The organism is Eubacterium sp. BL-380-WT-2B, from assembly GCF_009696115.1.
GTDB classification, from domain to species: domain Bacteria; phylum Bacillota; class Clostridia; order Eubacteriales; family Eubacteriaceae; genus Eubacterium; species Eubacterium callanderi.
The window spans coordinates 508,311-525,463 of the sequence record NZ_VUMP01000001.1 but is presented as its reverse complement, the minus strand read 5'-3'; the positions used below and the strand labels follow the sequence as shown (position 1 = coordinate 525,463).

Genomic DNA, 17,153 nt, shown 5'->3' with positions numbered 1-17,153 from the left:
ACTGGCCTCGGAGTGGCACCCTGAAATCCACGAGAGTAGGCGGCGCCGGTTCCTGACCGTTACCCCAGGAGGATATAAGGCCGAGTGCGGTCCGTATCTGCCAACGAGGCAGCGTTATGCTGCAAAATTAGAGTGGTACCACGTAGGATAAAATCTTTCGTCTCTATATTCTTAAGTGAATATAGAGATTTTTTTGATGTTTTGTCCAAATTTTTTATAAAAAATTTGGCAGCGAGTAAGGAGCGTTAGCGGACGAGCGGCAACAAAACGAACGTCTTTTCATTCGATCATTCTCCTGAGCAGTGTCAAAATGATTGTATGAAAAGATGATCCTTTAAACTGTCCAAATTTTTTATAAAAAATTTGGCAGCGAGTAGGGAGCGTTAGCGGACGAGCGGCAACAAAACGAACGTCTTTTCATTCGATCATTCTCCTGAGCAGTGTCAAAATGATTGTATGAAAAGATGATCCTTTAAACTGTCCAAATTTTTTATAAAAAATTTGGCAGCGAGTAAGGAGCGTTAGCGGACGAGCGGCAACAAAACGAACGTCTTTTCATTCGATCATTCTCCTGAGCAGTGTCAAAATGATTGTATGAAAAGATGATCCTTTAAACTGTCCAAATTTTTTATAAAAAATTTGGCAGCGAGTAGGGAGCGTTAGCGGACGAGCGGCAACAAAACGAACGTCTTTTCATTCGATCATTCTCCTGAGCAGTGTCAAAATGATTGTATGAAAAGATGATCCTTTAAACTGTCCAAATTTTTTATAAAAAATTTGGCAGCGAGTAAGGAGCGTTAGCGGACGAGCGGCAACAAAACGAACGTCTTTTCATTCGATCATTCTCCTGACCAGCTTCAAAATGATTGAATGAAAAGATGATCCGATTAAAATCTGAAAAAGGAGAACTTACCATTATGATGAACCCCAAGAAATACAAACGCGGTTATTTTATGCCCCCGGTCGAATCCACTGACTGGGTGCACAAAGAGTATATTACCGAGGCGCCGATCTGGTGCTCTGTAGACCTTCGCGACGGCAACCAGGCACTCATTATTCCCATGAGCCTGGAGGAAAAAATCGAGTATTTCAAAACCCTGGTCGCTGTGGGCTTTAAGGAAATCGAAGTCGGCTTCCCGGCGGCCTCCGAAACGGAATATATCTTTTTGAGGACCCTGATCGAACAGGACCTGATCCCGGACGACGTCACCATCCAGGTGCTCACCCAGGCAAGAGAGCACATTATCCGCAAGACCTTCGCGGCCCTGGAGGGCTGTAAGAGATCCGTTGTCCACCTGTACAACTCCACCTCTGTGGCCCAGCGTGAGCAGGTCTTCCGCAAATCCAAGGAAGAGATCATCCAAATCGCTGTGGACGGCGCCGTCATGCTGAGGGATCTGGCGGCTGAAACCGAGGGAAACTTCCAGTTCCAGTATTCCCCCGAGAGCTTTACCGGCACCGAGGTCGATTTTGCCCTGGATATCTGCAACGCAGTGCTGGACGTATGGCAGCCCACCGCGGACAGCAAGGTCATCATCAACCTGCCCGTCACGGTATCCATGTCCATGCCCCATGTGTACGCCAGCCAGATCGAGTACATGTGCAAAAATCTAAAATTCCGGGAAAACGTCATTGTCTCCCTGCACCCCCACAATGACCGCGGTTGTGCAGTGGCCGATACCGAACTGGGCCTCCTGGCCGGCGCGGACCGCATCGAGGGCACCCTCTTCGGCAACGGTGAGCGGACCGGGAACGTGGACATCATCACCCTGGCGCTGAACATGTACACCCACGGCGTGGACCCCAAGCTCCACTTTGACAACCTGCCCGAAATCACCGAGGTCTATGAGCGCACAACCCGGATGCATGTGTACGAACGCCAGCCCTACAGCGGCGCCCTCGTTTTTGCCGCCTTCTCCGGCTCCCATCAGGACGCCATCGCCAAGGGCATGCAGTGGCGCGAGGAAAAACACTGTGACCAGTGGACCGTGCCTTACCTGCTCATTGACCCCACCGACCTTGGCCGCCGCTACGAAAAGGACGTGATCCGCATCAACAGCCAGTCCGGCAAGGGCGGCATCGGCTATGTCCTCGAACAGAAATACGGCTACGACCTGCCAAAGGGTATGCGCGAGGACCTGGGGTACACGGTCAAGGATGTCTCCGACCACAAGCACAAAGAGCTCTCCGCCGAGGAAGTCCGGGATATTTTCGAGAAAACCTATGTCAATATCCAGCACCCGGTCACTCTGCCCGAATACCATTTTGAACAGGTGAGCGAGCACATCAAGGCCACCATCACCATTGAGCGTGACGGCCAGAAAACCATGGTGTCCGCGGAAGGCAACGGCCGCTTCGACGCGGTCAGCAACGCCCTCAAGGATTACCTGGACACCCCCTACACCGATCTGATCTATAAAGAACACGCGCTGGAAGAGGGCTCCACCTCCCAGGCCGCTGCCTATGTGGGCATCACCATGCCCGATGGCCGCACTGTCTGGGGCGCCGGTATCCACAACGACATCATCGTCGCCTCGGTAACTGCCCTGGTATCCGCCATTAACCGTGCCCTTTAAGGGGAAATTTATTATTACTGAGAGCTGCCCGGATGGCAGCTCTTCTTTTTTCTTTTCGCTTGTGGTTTAGTTTTTTTAGCGGTATAATAACATCAATATACTGCTTTTGAAAACGCTGTCTGTGTTTTGGAGAGCTGTTTCCCCCATAAAGTGATTTTGAGGATAGTCACGATTATAATTCGTTAGAAGAGGTGTAAGGATGAGCATCGATCGCAAGACAAGGGCCTTTGTCAAGGAATTACAGCGGGCCTATTTTGAGATGAGGGATACCGAAAAAATTCTCTCGATGGCCACAGAGGATGTGCTTTGGTCCGGCCTGTATCACAGCAATATACATGAGAGCGGAGGGCTGGAGGCTGTTCTGGAAGCGGATTTCTCCCGCTTTCCCTATCCCTTTACCATTTTGGACACATCTGTCGAGACCCGTGTCCTGTCCAATACCCACTGTCTGGCAGACTGCCAGCTGCGTCTGCGCGCAGGCACCCCGGCTTCGACCGCGCCAGAGGTCCAGCTTTCCGGCAGCCTGGTCTGCAGCCTGGTTGACGGCGTGCTCCGGCTCCGTCAGCTGCACATTGCCCGCATCGACAGCAGTGCCCACCTGCCTGGGCTCAGCCAGAGTATACTCACGGCCTCCGACCCCCGTATCCAGCGCTTCATTGAAAAAACCACCCGCGAGCTGGAGGCCCGGAGCCAGGATTTGCAGCAGCTGACTGAAAATATCCCAGGCGGTATTTTCCGCTGCCTTTACGACGAAAAGCTGACCATTCTCCAGGTCAACGACGGCTTTCTGTCCATGTTCGGCTACACCCGTGCCGAGATCCGGGAGCGCTTTGACGACAGCTTCATGGCCATCATCGACCCCCGCGACCGCTCCTCCACGCTGCTGGAGGTCAAGCGCCAGCTGCGGCAGAAAAGCACCAAGCAGATCGAATACCGCGCGACGCGCAGCGACGGCAGCACGATCTGGATTCTGGACAAGGGGCAGCTCATCAAAAGCGAGAGCGGCCCGGATTCTTTCTACTGTATTCTCATCGATGACACAGCCGGAAAGGAGGCCCAGGAAAACCTGCGGCTGAGCCTGGAGCGCCACGAGATCATCATGGACCAGACCACCGACATTATCTTTGAGTGGGACATCCAAAAGGATACCTTTATCTTTTCCCACAACTGGCAGAAGAAATTCGGCTATGAGCCCATGACTGAAAACATCAGCACAGGCACCATCGCCCATTCGCATATTCTGGCCTCGGACATTCCGGCCTTTACCGGCATTCTCGAGGACATCCGGCAGGGCAGCCCCTATGTGGAAACCGAGGTGCGGATCAAAAAAGCCAACGCTCTGTATATCTGGTGCCGTATCCGCATCACCGCCCAGTACGACGAAAACTGTGAGCCTTTCAAGGCTGTGGGCGTGATTGTGGATATTGACAGTGAGAAGCGGCATTCCCAGGAGCTTATGCAGAAGGCCGAGCGCGACACTCTCACAAAGCTGTACAATAAAGGCACCACTGAGAGTATCATTGAGAAGCACTTGTCCCGCTGCCCGGAAAACAGCCTGTGCGCCCTGCTGATCATCGACATTGACGACTTTAAGAATGTCAACGATACCCGGGGGCATCTTTTCGGCGACGCTTTTCTGATGGAGATCGCCGGCAAAATCCAGACCCTGTTCCGGAGCGGCGACGTGGTGGGCCGCATCGGCGGCGACGAATTCATCGCCTTTATCCGCGATATTCCGGATATCCAGGTCGCTACTCAAAAGGCGCAGCAGGTCATCGAGAATTTCCATAGCCTCGATGTGTTTAATGAAGACGACGCCGAAACCTCCTGCAGCATCGGTATTGCCTGCTACCCAGACCATGCCAGAGATTTCCACGAGCTGTACAAGCGCGCAGACTACGCCCTCTACCAAGCCAAGCGCCAGGGGAAAAACCAGTATGTGATCTTTGACCGGGAGCTGGAGGTCATGGCCCTCAAAAACGCTGCCATGGGCGTCTACAGCGCTGTGAACGAGCGCATCGACTCGGACAGCGAGGTGAGCCCGCAGGCGGTGAACAGCCAGCTGGTGGAGTATGTTTTCCGGATTTTGTACAAATCCATCGACATCGAAAGCGCCGTGCACTCCATCCTCGAGATTGTGGGGCGCCAGTTTGATGTCAGCCGCGTCTATATTTTTGAGAACAGCGAGGACGACACCCACTGCGCCAATACCTTTGAGTGGTGCAATGACGGCGTGGCGCCGGAGATCCAGAACCTGAGCCATGTGTCCTACGCGACAGACCTGGGCGGCAGCTACCTTGACAATTTTGACGAGAACGGTATCTTCTACTGCCGGGACATCGCCAGTCTCCCAAAGGCTCAGTTCGAGGTTCTGGCACCCCAGGGCATCAAATCCATGCTCCAGTGCGCCATCCGGGATAACGGCTGCTTCAAGGGCTATGTGGGCTTTGACGAGTGCCGCAACAACCGCTTCTGGACCCAGGAACAGATTGCCGCCCTGTCCTTTATCTCAGAAATCCTGAGCACCTTCCTGCTGAAAAAGAGGGCTCAGGACCGGGTTGAGCAGTCCGCTGCCGCCATGAAAACCGTGCTTGACAACCAGAATTCCTGGATTTACGTCATCGAGCCCGGCACCTGCAGGCTTTTATACATCAACCAGAAAACAAAGGATCTGGTCCCATCCTCAGAGGTCGGTATGTACTGCTACGAGGCCTTTTTCGACCGGACCGAACCCTGCGCACGCTGCCCTGCCCGCAGTGTCGGGAGCGCCAGCAAAAACTGTACCATGGAGATCTACAACCCAATGCTGCGCGTGTGGTCCTCAGCCGACGCTTCTCTGATCACCTGGAAGAACCGCCCCGCCTGCCTGCTGTCCTGCCACGACATCACCCGCTACAAAGAAAATCAAACATAAAACAGAAGTTTCAAAACAAAAGCTCAAAAGCCTCAAAAGCCCCGTTCCCGGGGTTTTGAGGCTTTTGAGCCTGTACTATTAAATGATACTATTTTTTCACACTCCGATAAAAGCCATTAAAAAAGCGGCCTGAAGCCGCTCTGTCATTCAAAATGCGCAGCATTTTTCTCCTGTAATTTTCCATTGAAAAAGTCCGCACTTTCAGCCTTTTTTAAACCGCTCCCAATGTACCACGCCGCCCCGCAGCACCCGCAGGTCCGTAAAGCCCTCCTGCTCAAGCAGCTTCTGGGCTCTGGACGCCCGCATACCCGACCGGCACACCAGCACAATGGTCTTGTCCTTAAAGGGCGTGAGCATTTCCAGCTGTGAGGGCAGGAGCTTCAGCGGAATGTTGACTACACACTCCTGATCCTCAAACTCATTGTGAATTTCCATTTTGTCCCGAATATCCAACAAGACCGTGTTCCCGTCATTTTTTTCCAGTAAAGCTTCCAATTCGTCCGGTTCAATATTTTTTAGTTCCCGACTCATGTCATTCACTCCTTTATGTTTTCAATTTTAATTTATGAATCTTCCAAATCCTTAACCGTGATGGTCTCGTTCTGTTTGGCCGCCTGCTTTCTGGCAATCCGGGCATTGGTCAGGGTCCGCACCACAGAGTACAGCACTGCGAATCCCGGTATGCCCAGGATCATGCCCGTAAAGCCGAAGAAGCTGCCGCCCAGCAGCATGCCGATCAGCACCCACAGGCCCGAGATCCCGACCGAGGTTCCCACCACCTTAGGGTAGATCACATTGCTCTCCACTTGCTGCAGACAGATGATATAAATGATAAAGATCAGGCAGTACACCGGATTGACCACCAGCAGAATCAGCCCGCTGGGCACAGCGCCCAGAAAGGCCCCGAAGATGGGAATAATGCTTGTCACCCCCACCAGCACGCCGATGAGCAGCGCATAGGGTACCCGCAGGATCGCCAGCCCGGCAGCGCACAGGGTTCCGAGGATAAAGGCCTCGGTAATCTGTCCGGCGATAAAGCCGTGGAAGGTCTGGTTGGCCGTATGGCCTACCTCATTGATGAACGCCCTGGCCTTATCCGGGATATAGGCGTACATGAGCTTATCCTTGAGCGCCAGCAGGCGTTCCTTGTCTGCCAGCATATAGACAGAAATGATAAAGCCCATGAGAAAATTGAACACGCCCTGGGTAATGCTGACCGTTGTGTTTACGATCTCAGGCATGGCCCCGATCAGGCTGCTGCTTATTTTGGGAAACAGGTCCTGCCACTGGCTTGAGATCTGGTTCCAGGCATCCTCAGGCAGGTGCAGCCATTCCAGAAGCTGGTTGACCCAGAGGTTAAAGCTGGCCACATAGCCTGGAAATTTGGTAATGAGCATCTCAACGCTTTTCTGGAGCTGGGGGATCACAAAGGTGACGACTCCGGTGATCAGAAGCCCGATAAAGATAAAGGTCAGCACAATGGCCGCGGCCCGCTTCCCCTTTTCCCGGAGCCTCCTGCCCCGTATCCGGTCCATGAATTTAAAGACATAGCGTTCGCAGAAGCTCATTGGGATATTGAGCACAAAGGCAATGGCGATCCCGATGAGGATCGGCATTGCAATATCCACCAGAATCCCCAGGCCATTCCAGATATACTTGATATTGACAAGGGCCATGAGCAGGCAGACAGCATACGTGATCAAAAGGATATAGTCCTTCAAATTTTTCTTCTTAAACACCATCTGCCGCTCCTTTCATTTTTCTTCTCTCTCTAGTATACCCACTTTGTATTAATTTTGTCTGAGAAAAACGGGCGGAAATACCAGCAGCGTCTCGGACTACAGCGCCTATACCCAAAAAGAACCCGTATCGTCGCGATACGGGTTCTCTCTTTTTTATATTAATTTCGTCGGTCTCTTCTTCTGTCAAGTTCGGATAAAATCTTCTTTCGGATACGGATATCCGTGGGGGTGATCTCAACCAGCTCATCATCATTGATGAATTCCAGAGCTTCTTCCAGCGTGAAGATCTTAGGATCAATGAGTTTTAAGGCCTCATCCGCTCCCGAGGAACGGGTGTTGGTCAGCTTCTTGTTTTTGATGGGGTTAACCACCATGTCGTCGCTGCGGTTGTTAATGCCAATGATCATCCCCTCGTAAACGGGGGTTCCCGCGCCCACCATCATGGTACCGCGGTCGCTCAGGTTAAACAGCGAGTAGGCCATGGTCTCTCCGGAAAAGCCGGAAATCAGCACGCCGTTCTGCCGCTGTGGAATCTCCCCGAAATAAGGCTCGAAGGAATCGAAACGGCGTACCAAAGTGCCCTCGCCGTGGGTGTCGTTGATAAATTCGCTCTGGTAGCCTAACAGGCCACGGGTCGGCACCAGGTATTCCAGCTTGGTCCATCCCTCCTCGGCGGCCATGCTCACCATGCTGCCCTTACGCACGTTCAGCTTGGAGATAACTGTTCCGGAGTACTCGTCCGGGACGTTAATGATCACGCTTTCCACAGGCTCCAGCTTGTGGCCCTTTTCATCGCGGTGCATGATCACCTCTGGCTTGGAAACCGCCACCTCATAGCCTTCACGGCGCATGTTTTCAAGCAGAATAGATAAGTGCAGTTCGCCCCTGCCCGATACACGGTAGCCCTCTGTGGTGCCCTCCAGCGGCTCAACGGTCATCCCGACATTGATCTCCAGCTCCTTCTCAAGGCGGGCCTTGATGTGGCGGGTGGTCACGAATTTACCGGTTTTTCCGGCAAAAGGAGAGGTGTTGACCAGGAAGTTCATGGACAGGGTCGGTTCCTCGATCTCGATGAGCTCCATGGGCTGTACCTGGTCCACTTCACCGATGGTTTCCCCGATCATAATGTCCGGAATCCCGGAGACCACGACGATGTCACCGGCCTTTGCCTCCTTGACCTCAACCCTCGAGAGGCCGCGGTATACAAAAATCTGCCCGATCTTTACCCGCTTAAAGCTGCCGTCACGCTTGGAGACCTCCAGGCTGTCCCCGGTGTGAATGGTTCCCTTGTCGATGCGGCCAATGCCCAGACGGCCGATATAATCGTCATAGCCAAGGGTGGATACCTGCATCTGCAGCGGTTCCAGGCTCATATCCTCTGGAATACCCACATGCTTTACAATGGTTTCAAACAGCGGGGTCAGGTCTGTGCTGTCGTCATCCATGTCATATTTGGCAATTCCCTGCTTGGCAACCCCGTAAAGAATCGGGAAGTCCAGCTGTTCGTCATTGGCCTTGAGCTCTACAAAGAGATCGAAAACCATATCGACCACTTCCTCGGCGCGCTGGTCCTTCTTGTCAATCTTGTTGATGAACAGAATCGGGCGCAGTCCCTGCTCCAGGGATTTGTTGAGGACAAAACGGGTCTGGGGCATAGGGCCTTCGCTGGAGTCCACCAGCAGAATAACCGTGTCAACCGTCTTTAAGATACGTTCAACCTCAGAGGAGAAGTCCGCATGGCCCGGGGTATCCACAATGTTGATCTTGATATTATCGTGCATGATGGAACAGTTTTTGGAATAGATGGTGATCCCACGCTCCCGCTCCAGGTCATTGCTGTCCATGATACAGTCAACCACTTCCTGGTTATCTCTGAAAACGCCGCTCTGGCTCAGCAGTGCGTCGACCAGGGTCGATTTACCCGCGTCAACGTGGGCGATAACCGCAATATTGATAATCGGTTGTTCTTCTTTCATATGTTTCCTGCTTTCTTAGTTTCTTTATATCCGGAGCCGGAAAGGCTCTTTTTGTACAGAATGCGTCGCCTTTACATTGGCGGTATAATCAGAAAAAGATACCCAGGGCCTCCCCCTGGATATCTTTTCAAAATTGCATTGATTGAAAATTAATCCGTCCTTTATTATACTTCAAAAACACCCTGAACACAAGGGTTTTTATGAAAAAAACTGAAAACTGAAATTTTGTTCTCTATTTTCCATTCAGGTTCTCATAGATCCTGCAGAAAACCGCCATAAACGCTTCGCGCTCCGTCTCCGGGATACCCTCAAAAGCCGCGCTCTCCAGGGCCGCGAAGGCCTCCTCGATCCGGGCAGCGTTTGCCCTGCCCTTCTCTGTCAGATAAACGTACAGGGACCGGCGGTTGCCGTTCTCTGTTCGTCTTTCAATGAGCCCTGCCGCCTCCATCCTCGGCAGCAGGCTGGTGACGGTCGCCGGCTCAATCTGGCATCCGGCGGCGATGTCTTTCTGGACACTGCCGTCGTTGCGGTTCAGGTACTCCAGCACCTTGGGCTGCCCGGAGGACAGGCCCGTTCCCTGCAGTGCTGCGTAGAGCCGCTTGTTAAAAAGGCTCTGGCTGACAAACAGCAGGTTGTGAAAGCTCTGATTCATTTTCTTTTCCTTTCCAGGCACGCCCGAAGGCGTCCTCAATCACCGCAGCAGCTCCCTCAATCCCAAAGACTGAGGTGTCTACCGACAGGCTGTAATTTCCGGCGGCGCCCCAGGCCTGGCCGGTAAAGTGCTTATAATGGCTGGACCGCTCCCGGTCCTTTTCTGCGATCCGCTGCCTGGCGGCAGTCTCGCCCAGGTTTTCCTTTTCCATAATCCGGCGAGTGCGGTCTTTTATATTCGCGCTGAGATAGACATGGAAGCAGTCCGGCCGGTCCCGGAGCACATAATCTGCACAGCGCCCCATGATCACGCACGGGCCCTGGCAGGAAAGCTCACGGATAACCCGGCTCTGGGTCTCAAAGAGAGCGTCCAGCGGCGGCACCTCACCGGGAGCCATGGCGTAATTGGAGGCCACCAGGTCGTAGAGCAGGCTGTTGGTATAGCGCTGCTCCTCCCGCTCCACATACTGGTAGGTATAGCCGCCCTCGGCGGCAGTGCGGCTGCTGATCTCACGGTCATAAAAAGCCATCTTCAAATCGCCGGCCAGGCGTCTGCCCACCTCATTTCCGCCACAGCCATACTGCCGGCTGATGGTAATCACCGGGCAGCCGCAGGGCTTATCCGCCTCAGCGCCCTTGGACCGCACACCAAAGAGTCCGTCCCTCAGAAAGCCGAGACGCCTGCTGTAAAATTTGACAATGGTTCCCACGATCAGGGCCGAGATAAGCGTCCCTTCCCGGATACCCTGCAAACCGTGAAAAAAGACCAGCGACAGAATACAGGCTGTGGCCATCAGCGTAACGTCAAAGCCTACCTTGACCGACCCAAACTGCTTTTTAAAGGTCACTGCGATGGCGTTGACAATCCCCTCGCCCGGCACCAGAATCACATCCGCAAAGACCTCCAGCGTAATGCCAAAGGCCAGAATCGCACAGCCAATCAGCAGAAAGACAAGCTTTATGACATAATTTACCGGGTTTAAGCCACCGAGCAGCAGCATACTGAAATCAATGAAATAGCTGAACACCACATTAACCACAATCTGCAAAAACTGGATTTTCTCAAACCTTCTGCGCAGCAGGGCGATCTCCAAAATAATAAAAATCATGTTGAGCACGAATGAAAACTCACCCAGAGTCGGCTCAAAACGCAGGCTCAGCACATAGGGAACGCTGGAAATAGGCGAGGTCCCCAGACTGGCCTTTGTAATAAAGCTGATGCCAAAGGAGTTGATGAGAACCCCGATGGTAAAGACAATATAGCGTTTAATTTTTTCTTCTGCTGTCATCCTCCACACTCCTTTTAAACAATTAGAACTCTAATTATTATACTTCTAATCATTTAAAAGTCAAGACAGTCCAGACGTGTTTTTATTTTTAAACACAGCCTTGTTCTGCTATAATGGTGTCAAACCAAAAGGAGAATACCATGAATTTTCAAACACCCGAACCCTTCGATTCCTTCAGATGCCTGGCCGGGGACTGCCCGGATACCTGCTGCGCAGGCTGGGAGGTCGTCATCGACCCTAAATCCGAGCGGCTCTACCAGAAGGCAGAAGGCCCCATAGGCAAGCGTCTCCGTGATGCCATGACCCTGGACGGGGACGGCGACTGCATTTTCATCAATCGGGACGGACGCTGTCCCTTCCTCAACCCTGAAAATCTCTGCGACATTCATACCGCCCTGGGCGAGAATGCCCTGAGTGAGACCTGCCGCCTCTACCCCCGCTTTTATGCGGACTTCGGAAGCCTCCGAGAGGCAGGCCTATCCCTGTCCTGCCCAGAGGCCGCCAGACTCATTCTGTCCAATCCGGCTCCCATGCGCTTTGTGATGGCCCAGAACGACGAGTCTTCCGGTTACGATCCGGATCTCGATCCGCTGTTCTGTACGCGCATGCTCAGAGCCCGGCACCTTGGCCGTACACTGCTGCAGAACCGCCGTTTCACAATCTTTGAGCGCCTTGCCCTGCTGCTCCAGTTCGCTACCCGGCTCACTGCCCTCCTGTTTATCTCAGACGAAGCTGCCGAAAACAGTCTGTACACAGCATTTTCAGATGACCGGCAGCTCACCCGGACCTTGAGCGATCTCCGATCCAGCGTTCCGCCCGCAGAAGCTGAGGTGAGCGGCACCCTCGACGCTCTTTTTAACCTCCTTATCCAGTGTGAGCACCGCCAGAGTGCTTTCACAAGACAGCTGGAGCGCGCCCGTAAGCGCCTCAAGGCGCCGGACAGTCTTACTGCCGCCAGGGCCTTTAAGAGCGTCCACGCCCATTATTATGAGCATTTAAGCGTATACTACCTGTTCCGCTATTTCATGGACTGCGCCTGGTCCTGTGAGCCTCTTCTGCAAATCCAGCACATCGCCCTGGCCTGCCTCTCCGTCTACACCCTCTCCTTGAGTTTGTGGCTGGAAAAGGACCGGGCTTTATCCGACCAGGAGCACCAGGCTGTTTTCTGTTCCTACTCCCGCGAAATCGAACATTCTATCCCAAATCAGACCCTTCTGAGTGACCACCTGACCCTTACCCCTGAGCTAAGCGCCCCGGCGCTGAGCCGTCTGCTGGTATCCCTATAGACAACTTGAAAAAGCAGTCTCTTTTAATGATAAAGAGACTGCTTTAGTTTATAATTCCGCAGCCTGCTTTTCAAGCTGCCTTTTAAAAATTGTCCGGAATAAGAACCGCATCAGCGGCCCGCAGAAAAAATCTGCCAGCAGAGGGCCATTGGAAAATTGATGACAATGGTCTCCAGCCAGACGGCCAGAAACTGTACACACGGGCGCTTGAAAATCAGGGTCGCCCAAAAGCTCATCACCGGACACATCACATCAGGCAGTCGGTCACCGCCGCCTGGACGCTAATGCCTTATCCTCGCCTGGCGTTACCATTTTAAAGGCGATTTTGGGGGCGATCCGCTCCATGAAAAAATACCCATCACAAAACAAACGGACACCATGATCCGCATTTCTGAAAAGGCCGTAAAAAAGCCTGCATTGGTCATTCCTCCCATGCGCAGCCTCGTAATGGCCAGCACCATAAAAAGGGCCATTAAAACCGCATAAACGATCTCCTGTAATTTTGTCCTTGGCATCATATCACTTCTTATTTTCAGAAAAATAAAAAAAGCGAGCCGTGGTGTCAACTGGACTTATGTGATGTGCACTACTCGCTAATCTGGACTTTATTATAACACTTGGTTTTTAATTTTTCTAAAATGACCTGCCGTATTCTTTTTTAAATTTCCAGACCTATGCTCAAAAGACTCAAAACACTTCGCGCTGGAGGTTTTGAGTCTTTTGAGCATAGATTTTATATAGCAAACAAAGATTTAGGGTAAAACTTCAAAATCAATGTTTCCTCGGCAAATGAAAACTATATTTTACTTAGTCTGTCCATACGTTGTATTCACCGTGTTAACGCACACCCCACTCTTCTTAAGATCATTCCTGATCTTATCTGGAATCTGGTCATCGGTGTAAAGGGCATGAATACTGGTACTGGGAAGAAGCGCCATAACACCGTGGTTTACAAATTTTTCCGATTCCGTCAGTACAATCGTCTTTTTAGCCTGGCCGGCCATGGTACGGATGGATTCAACACGCATAATGTCGCTGGCAGTAAAATACCCGTCTGGCGTAAAGCCATCAACACCTGTATAGAACTTATCCACATAGAAGTTCTTTGCCGCCTGCACCATGATGGGTCCTACCGTTACCATTGGTTCCATCTGTATTTCGCCGCCCAGCAAAATAACATGATTCCCCAAGGCTGGCCGTATGTGGTCTGCAATATAGATCGAGTTGGTAATAATCGTCACATCCTTTGAGGCCTTGACAATTTCCTCAGCTAAAAGAGTGCAGCAGGAGCCAGACTCAATCATAACGGTCTCACCATTTTTGATCTCCTTCACAGCTTCCTCTGCAATGGACAGCTTCTCCCTGTGGTGATAGGCAAGACGGTTTGTCACATCATTTTCACGATCCAGCTCTGCAATCCCCTGAAGCCGCCGAATAAGTTGCTTCGATTCTAACGCGTCTAGATCTTTCCGAATGGTAACCTGGGACACTCCCAGTATTTCCGCAAGCTTTGCCACCTCAACCCTGCCGTTTTCCGAAATAAGAGCAAGTATTTGAAACTGCCTTTCTGTCATTCCTGCACCTCCAAAGTTTCTATGCTTTTAAATAGAACTAATTAATAGCAATTACTAAAAAATGAACACTTTCTTAAATTTAACATTAATTAACATTTTTTACAACTGCAATCAAATAAATTTGAATTAATTATGATTTTTTTTCATGATATTGAAGGCTACTGGCCAGAACCAAATGTTTTATGGGCCTATTCGTCTATTACCATCACATGGCATTTTCTATCGCGCACCCGGTTGTGATCCTAGTCAACTAAAGTAGATATACCCCACAGAACCAGTGAGCATGGTTCCATTTTCTACAATAAAGGTTTCACTTGCGCCAAATAAGAAGCCTCTTATATGGGCATCCCCGTTAGTGCAATAAAAGGAATCGACAGGGCTTCTGCCAAATTATGAGGGATCTCAAAATCCAGCTTTGTTGTTTCGGCACTCTTGTAGACACCGTAAGCGGTCCCAATGGACACCGCTAAAGAGTCAACATCTGTCATTTCATAAAAGGCTTCCGCCAGAAGCATCCGAGCAGCCCTGACTCATATAGCCAATTTCTGTTTCCATTGTCATATTATGGGCATAGGCATAATTCACCAGGTCTCTGGTTTTGCGTACATGTTCGTCAAAATTTTATTGCTGACCTCTATAAAAAATGCTTTTATTCAGCCGAATGGTGATATTTGTCTACAATAACTGCATTCTGTTTGAAATTAGATTTCAGGGATGGATACAAATTCTTATAAATTTGATAGTATTCATTATAAAGAGCAACCTGCTTTACATTAGGCTCTGTCACAGAAGTTACCTTTAAAATAGCATCACATGCCTCTTGAATATTCTTGAAATAACCTGCTCCAACCGCACCTAAAATGGCAGCACCAGCTCCGGGTCCCTCTTCCATATTCATGGTAACAACACTGGCGTTATAAATATCTGCCTGCATCTGGCGCCAAAGTGGACTCTTAGCACCGCCGCCCGAGGCAACGACTTTTTTAACATCCAATCCACATTCGCGAAACAGCTCCACTGTATCGCGCAGGGAATAGGTCACACCCTCCATCACACTCCGGCAAATTTCCTGAATACCATGCCGTTGAGAAAGCCCAAACCACACTGCCCTTGCGTGCTCATCATTATTGGGGGTTTTGTCACCATTTAAGTATGGCAGAAAAATCAGCCCATCACTTCCTGCTGCTGCCCCCTGGGCCAGCCTTGTCATATAATCGTAGACATCACTTCCTGCTGCTGCCATGGCTGCTTTTTTATCTGGAAATATGTTATCCCTCAGCCACTTAAAGGAAGCCCCGCTGGTAAGCGCCAGCCCTAAAAAGCACCACTTATCCGGAACAGCATGTGCCATACTGAAGGTTCCGCACTCCTGGTCAATCATAAAGGGCTTGTCCACTGATCCGAATACTACGCCGGAGGTCCCAATGGATGAGCCGATGACACCATCGTTCACTATACCTGTTCCAACACCACATGCTGGCTGATCTCCCGCACCAGCCGCCACCGGAATGCCCGGGTTCAGGCCCCAGTCCTTTGCAACTTCAGTACGTAGCTGTCCAACAATTTCATAGGACTCAACCAAACGCTCTGGCAAAATTTCCTTTGGAATACCCGTTGCCTGAAGCATACGCTCGGACCAACAACGGTTCGGTACATCCATTAAAAATGTCAGGGATGCATCACTTACCTCGGTGGCAATCTCACCTGTCATTAAAAACCTTAGAAAGTCCTTTGTGAACATGACCTTTGCAGTCTTCTCATAATCTTGTGGACGGTGCTTTTTAATCCAGAGAATCTTTGGTGCCCAATAGCTGTTCAAACAATGATTCGAGGTGATTTCCAAAGCCTCCTGATCTGAAATAAGCTGTCTTATTTCCTCGACCTCCTCATTGGCTCTTTGATCAAGCCAGATCATACAGTTTCCAATGGGCTTTCCCTCCTTATCCACCATGACATTCCCCTGCATCTGTCCTGAAAAACCAATACTGACAATCTCTTTTCCACAACCGCTACCTTCAACGGCTTCCCTCACTGCACCATCGCAGGCCCGCCACCAGTCCATTGGATCCTGTTCAGCCCAGCCAGGATTTTCACTGATTACATCACATTCCTGATAGCCAATACTTTTGAGTTCGCCATTTTCATCAACAATGACAGCCTTTACCCCACTTGTACCAGCGTCAATTCCTAAAAAACAATGCATCATTCTACCCCACTTTCTGTTGCCCCTGATTAATCATAAGGATTGTGCATGGATCTGCTTTTATTTTTTTTGCATTTTTCTACTGTAGTCCTTCTTTAAATATAATCTAAAATTTGATTTAATAAAAACTCCTTCAAAACTATATATTACTTTTAAAGCTACATTCCAACGCTTCCATTAGTTTTAATCTAAAACACAAATCAGATTCATACATAACTATTATTTCTTTCAAACGAAGGCAATAACTATTTTATTCATTATTATAGCATCTTTTATCGCTTTGTCAATTTATTTAATGCGAAACTTTAATGAACTTTTAAAACAAAAAAATTCTCATAAATATTTCTAAATATTTATGAGAATCATACACAAAAACCCGCTTTCTCAAAGTACCTATATTTCGCCGAATATTCCCATTTCAAAATGACTGTCGGCATAACGGTGTCAGTCACCTCTCAGGATGCTCTCCTTGAAACAACTTGTGTCCCAATCAGACTCCCTGCTTTTATTGCATTATTCACACTCTGGGACAGCTATAAACCTTCTGGGTTGTTAGGATGGCAAATTAAATCGCTGGCATACAGAACCCGATTCCAATCACAGTAACAGCTCACATGGATTTCTTGTCTTTTTATCCCTGATCACATAGATGATATTTCGATTATTTTCGATGTCAACATCACTTCCAACGTTTAGTCCATATGCTCAAAAGACTCAAAACCTGATTTTTCACAGGTTTTGAGTCTTTTGAGCATGCCCATAGAAAATCAAAATTAATTTAACACATAAAAAACCCCGGCATAGAATCCGGGGTTTTGTGATTTCGATAATATTATCTCTTGGGTAATTACAAACAGCTAAAAACCGCTATTTTAAAGGATTCTGCTAAAAGATTGCTGGTTATTTTACAATAGTTTACAAAACGTTCCAGATTTATTTCCC

General features: G+C 50.1%; 13 protein-coding genes and 1 other annotated feature (1 of these 14 only partly in view). Of the genes, 3 read left to right on the top strand and 10 right to left on the bottom strand.

Features of this window, described 5'->3' with window-relative positions:
- Nucleotides 1-168, top strand: a binding site (T-box leader) (it extends 86 nt beyond the left edge of the window).
- Between the two features lie 749 nt (nucleotides 169-917).
- A complete protein-coding gene (locus FYJ53_RS02500; RefSeq protein ID WP_013382233.1) occupies nucleotides 918-2,576 on the top strand; it encodes a 2-isopropylmalate synthase in 1,659 nt (552 codons plus the stop codon).
- A 199-nt stretch (nucleotides 2,577-2,775) separates the two neighbouring features.
- Nucleotides 2,776-5,490 (top strand): diguanylate cyclase domain-containing protein, encoded by a 2,715-nt coding sequence (locus FYJ53_RS02495; protein ID WP_148429193.1) that lies wholly within the window; start codon nucleotides 2,776-2,778, stop codon nucleotides 5,488-5,490.
- A gap of 201 nt (nucleotides 5,491-5,691) precedes the next feature.
- On the opposite strand, the gene FYJ53_RS02490 is transcribed toward FYJ53_RS02495, so the two are convergent.
- The 5 genes from FYJ53_RS02490 to FYJ53_RS02470 form a co-directional block, all read right to left on the bottom strand.
- On the bottom strand, nucleotides 5,692-6,021 hold the full coding sequence (locus tag FYJ53_RS02490) for a rhodanese-like domain-containing protein (protein ID WP_073383377.1): 330 nt from the start codon (nucleotides 6,019-6,021) through the stop codon (nucleotides 5,692-5,694).
- A 32-nt stretch (nucleotides 6,022-6,053) separates the two neighbouring features.
- Complete coding sequence (locus tag FYJ53_RS02485; protein WP_090415020.1) at nucleotides 6,054-7,232, bottom strand: AI-2E family transporter; 1,179 nt, start codon at nucleotides 7,230-7,232, stop codon at nucleotides 6,054-6,056.
- 158 nt (nucleotides 7,233-7,390) lie between these two features.
- Nucleotides 7,391-9,208, bottom strand: coding sequence for a translational GTPase TypA (gene typA / locus FYJ53_RS02480; protein WP_013382240.1), 1,818 nt, complete (start codon nucleotides 9,206-9,208; stop codon nucleotides 7,391-7,393).
- 232 nt (nucleotides 9,209-9,440) lie between these two features.
- A complete protein-coding gene (locus FYJ53_RS02475; RefSeq protein ID WP_013382241.1) occupies nucleotides 9,441-9,860 on the bottom strand; it encodes a MarR family winged helix-turn-helix transcriptional regulator in 420 nt (139 codons plus the stop codon).
- Nucleotides 9,811-11,148, bottom strand: a complete 1,338-nt coding sequence (locus tag FYJ53_RS02470; protein WP_148429191.1) for a cytidylate kinase family protein — start codon at nucleotides 11,146-11,148, stop codon at nucleotides 9,811-9,813. Before FYJ53_RS02470 ends, FYJ53_RS02475 begins: the two co-directional genes overlap by 50 nt.
- Before the next feature lie 140 nt (nucleotides 11,149-11,288).
- Between FYJ53_RS02470 and fliB the strand changes: the two genes are divergently transcribed.
- Complete coding sequence (gene fliB / locus FYJ53_RS02465; RefSeq protein ID WP_148429189.1) at nucleotides 11,289-12,434, top strand: flagellin lysine-N-methylase; 1,146 nt, start codon at nucleotides 11,289-11,291, stop codon at nucleotides 12,432-12,434.
- Between the two features lie 110 nt (nucleotides 12,435-12,544).
- On the opposite strand, the gene FYJ53_RS21610 is transcribed toward fliB, so the two are convergent.
- The 5 genes from FYJ53_RS21610 to xylB all read right to left on the bottom strand — a co-directional run bounded on the left by FYJ53_RS21610 (nucleotide 12,545) and on the right by xylB (nucleotide 16,214).
- The gene (locus tag FYJ53_RS21610) at nucleotides 12,545-12,670 is read right to left on the bottom strand and encodes a hypothetical protein (RefSeq protein WP_256168583.1); all 126 of its coding nucleotides are present in this window, start codon (nucleotides 12,668-12,670) and stop codon (nucleotides 12,545-12,547) included.
- A 69-nt stretch (nucleotides 12,671-12,739) separates the two neighbouring features.
- Entirely contained in the window at nucleotides 12,740-12,949 is a 210-nt protein-coding gene (locus FYJ53_RS02460) for a hypothetical protein (protein WP_090415031.1), read from the bottom strand.
- Between the two features lie 288 nt (nucleotides 12,950-13,237).
- Nucleotides 13,238-14,008 carry a DeoR/GlpR family DNA-binding transcription regulator gene (locus FYJ53_RS02455; protein ID WP_013382247.1) on the bottom strand — a complete coding sequence of 257 codons (771 nt, stop codon included), beginning with the start codon at nucleotides 14,006-14,008 and terminating at the stop codon, nucleotides 13,238-13,240.
- A 335-nt stretch (nucleotides 14,009-14,343) separates the two neighbouring features.
- The gene (locus FYJ53_RS02445; protein ID WP_148429187.1) at nucleotides 14,344-14,523 is read right to left on the bottom strand and encodes a class II fructose-bisphosphate aldolase; all 180 of its coding nucleotides are present in this window, start codon (nucleotides 14,521-14,523) and stop codon (nucleotides 14,344-14,346) included.
- A 134-nt stretch (nucleotides 14,524-14,657) separates the two neighbouring features.
- On the bottom strand, nucleotides 14,658-16,214 hold the full coding sequence (xylB, locus tag FYJ53_RS02440; protein ID WP_090415035.1) for a xylulokinase: 1,557 nt from the start codon (nucleotides 16,212-16,214) through the stop codon (nucleotides 14,658-14,660).
- Nucleotides 16,215-17,153 lie beyond the last annotated feature (939 nt).

Excerpts from the sequence above, each read along its gene's own strand:
- FYJ53_RS02500 (WP_013382233.1), top strand. The coding sequence starts at position 918 with ATGATGAACCCCAAGAAATACAAACGCGGTTATTTTATGCCCCCGGTC.
- FYJ53_RS02495 (WP_148429193.1), top strand. The coding sequence starts at position 2,776 with ATGAGCATCGATCGCAAGACAAGGGCCTTTGTCAAGGAATTACAGCGG.
- FYJ53_RS02490 (WP_073383377.1), bottom strand. The coding sequence starts at position 6,021 with ATGAGTCGGGAACTAAAAAATATTGAACCGGACGAATTGGAAGCTTTA.
- FYJ53_RS02485 (WP_090415020.1), bottom strand. The coding sequence starts at position 7,232 with ATGGTGTTTAAGAAGAAAAATTTGAAGGACTATATCCTTTTGATCACG.
- typA (WP_013382240.1), bottom strand. The coding sequence starts at position 9,208 with ATGAAAGAAGAACAACCGATTATCAATATTGCGGTTATCGCCCACGTT.
- FYJ53_RS02475 (WP_013382241.1), bottom strand. The coding sequence starts at position 9,860 with ATGAATCAGAGCTTTCACAACCTGCTGTTTGTCAGCCAGAGCCTTTTT.
- FYJ53_RS02470 (WP_148429191.1), bottom strand. The coding sequence starts at position 11,148 with ATGACAGCAGAAGAAAAAATTAAACGCTATATTGTCTTTACCATCGGG.
- fliB (WP_148429189.1), top strand. The coding sequence starts at position 11,289 with ATGAATTTTCAAACACCCGAACCCTTCGATTCCTTCAGATGCCTGGCC.
- FYJ53_RS21610 (WP_256168583.1), bottom strand. The coding sequence starts at position 12,670 with ATGAGCTTTTGGGCGACCCTGATTTTCAAGCGCCCGTGTGTACAGTTT.
- FYJ53_RS02460 (WP_090415031.1), bottom strand. The coding sequence starts at position 12,949 with ATGCCAAGGACAAAATTACAGGAGATCGTTTATGCGGTTTTAATGGCC.
- FYJ53_RS02455 (WP_013382247.1), bottom strand. The coding sequence starts at position 14,008 with ATGACAGAAAGGCAGTTTCAAATACTTGCTCTTATTTCGGAAAACGGC.
- FYJ53_RS02445 (WP_148429187.1), bottom strand. The coding sequence starts at position 14,523 with ATGCTTCTGGCGGAAGCCTTTTATGAAATGACAGATGTTGACTCTTTA.
- xylB (WP_090415035.1), bottom strand. The coding sequence starts at position 16,214 with ATGATGCATTGTTTTTTAGGAATTGACGCTGGTACAAGTGGGGTAAAG.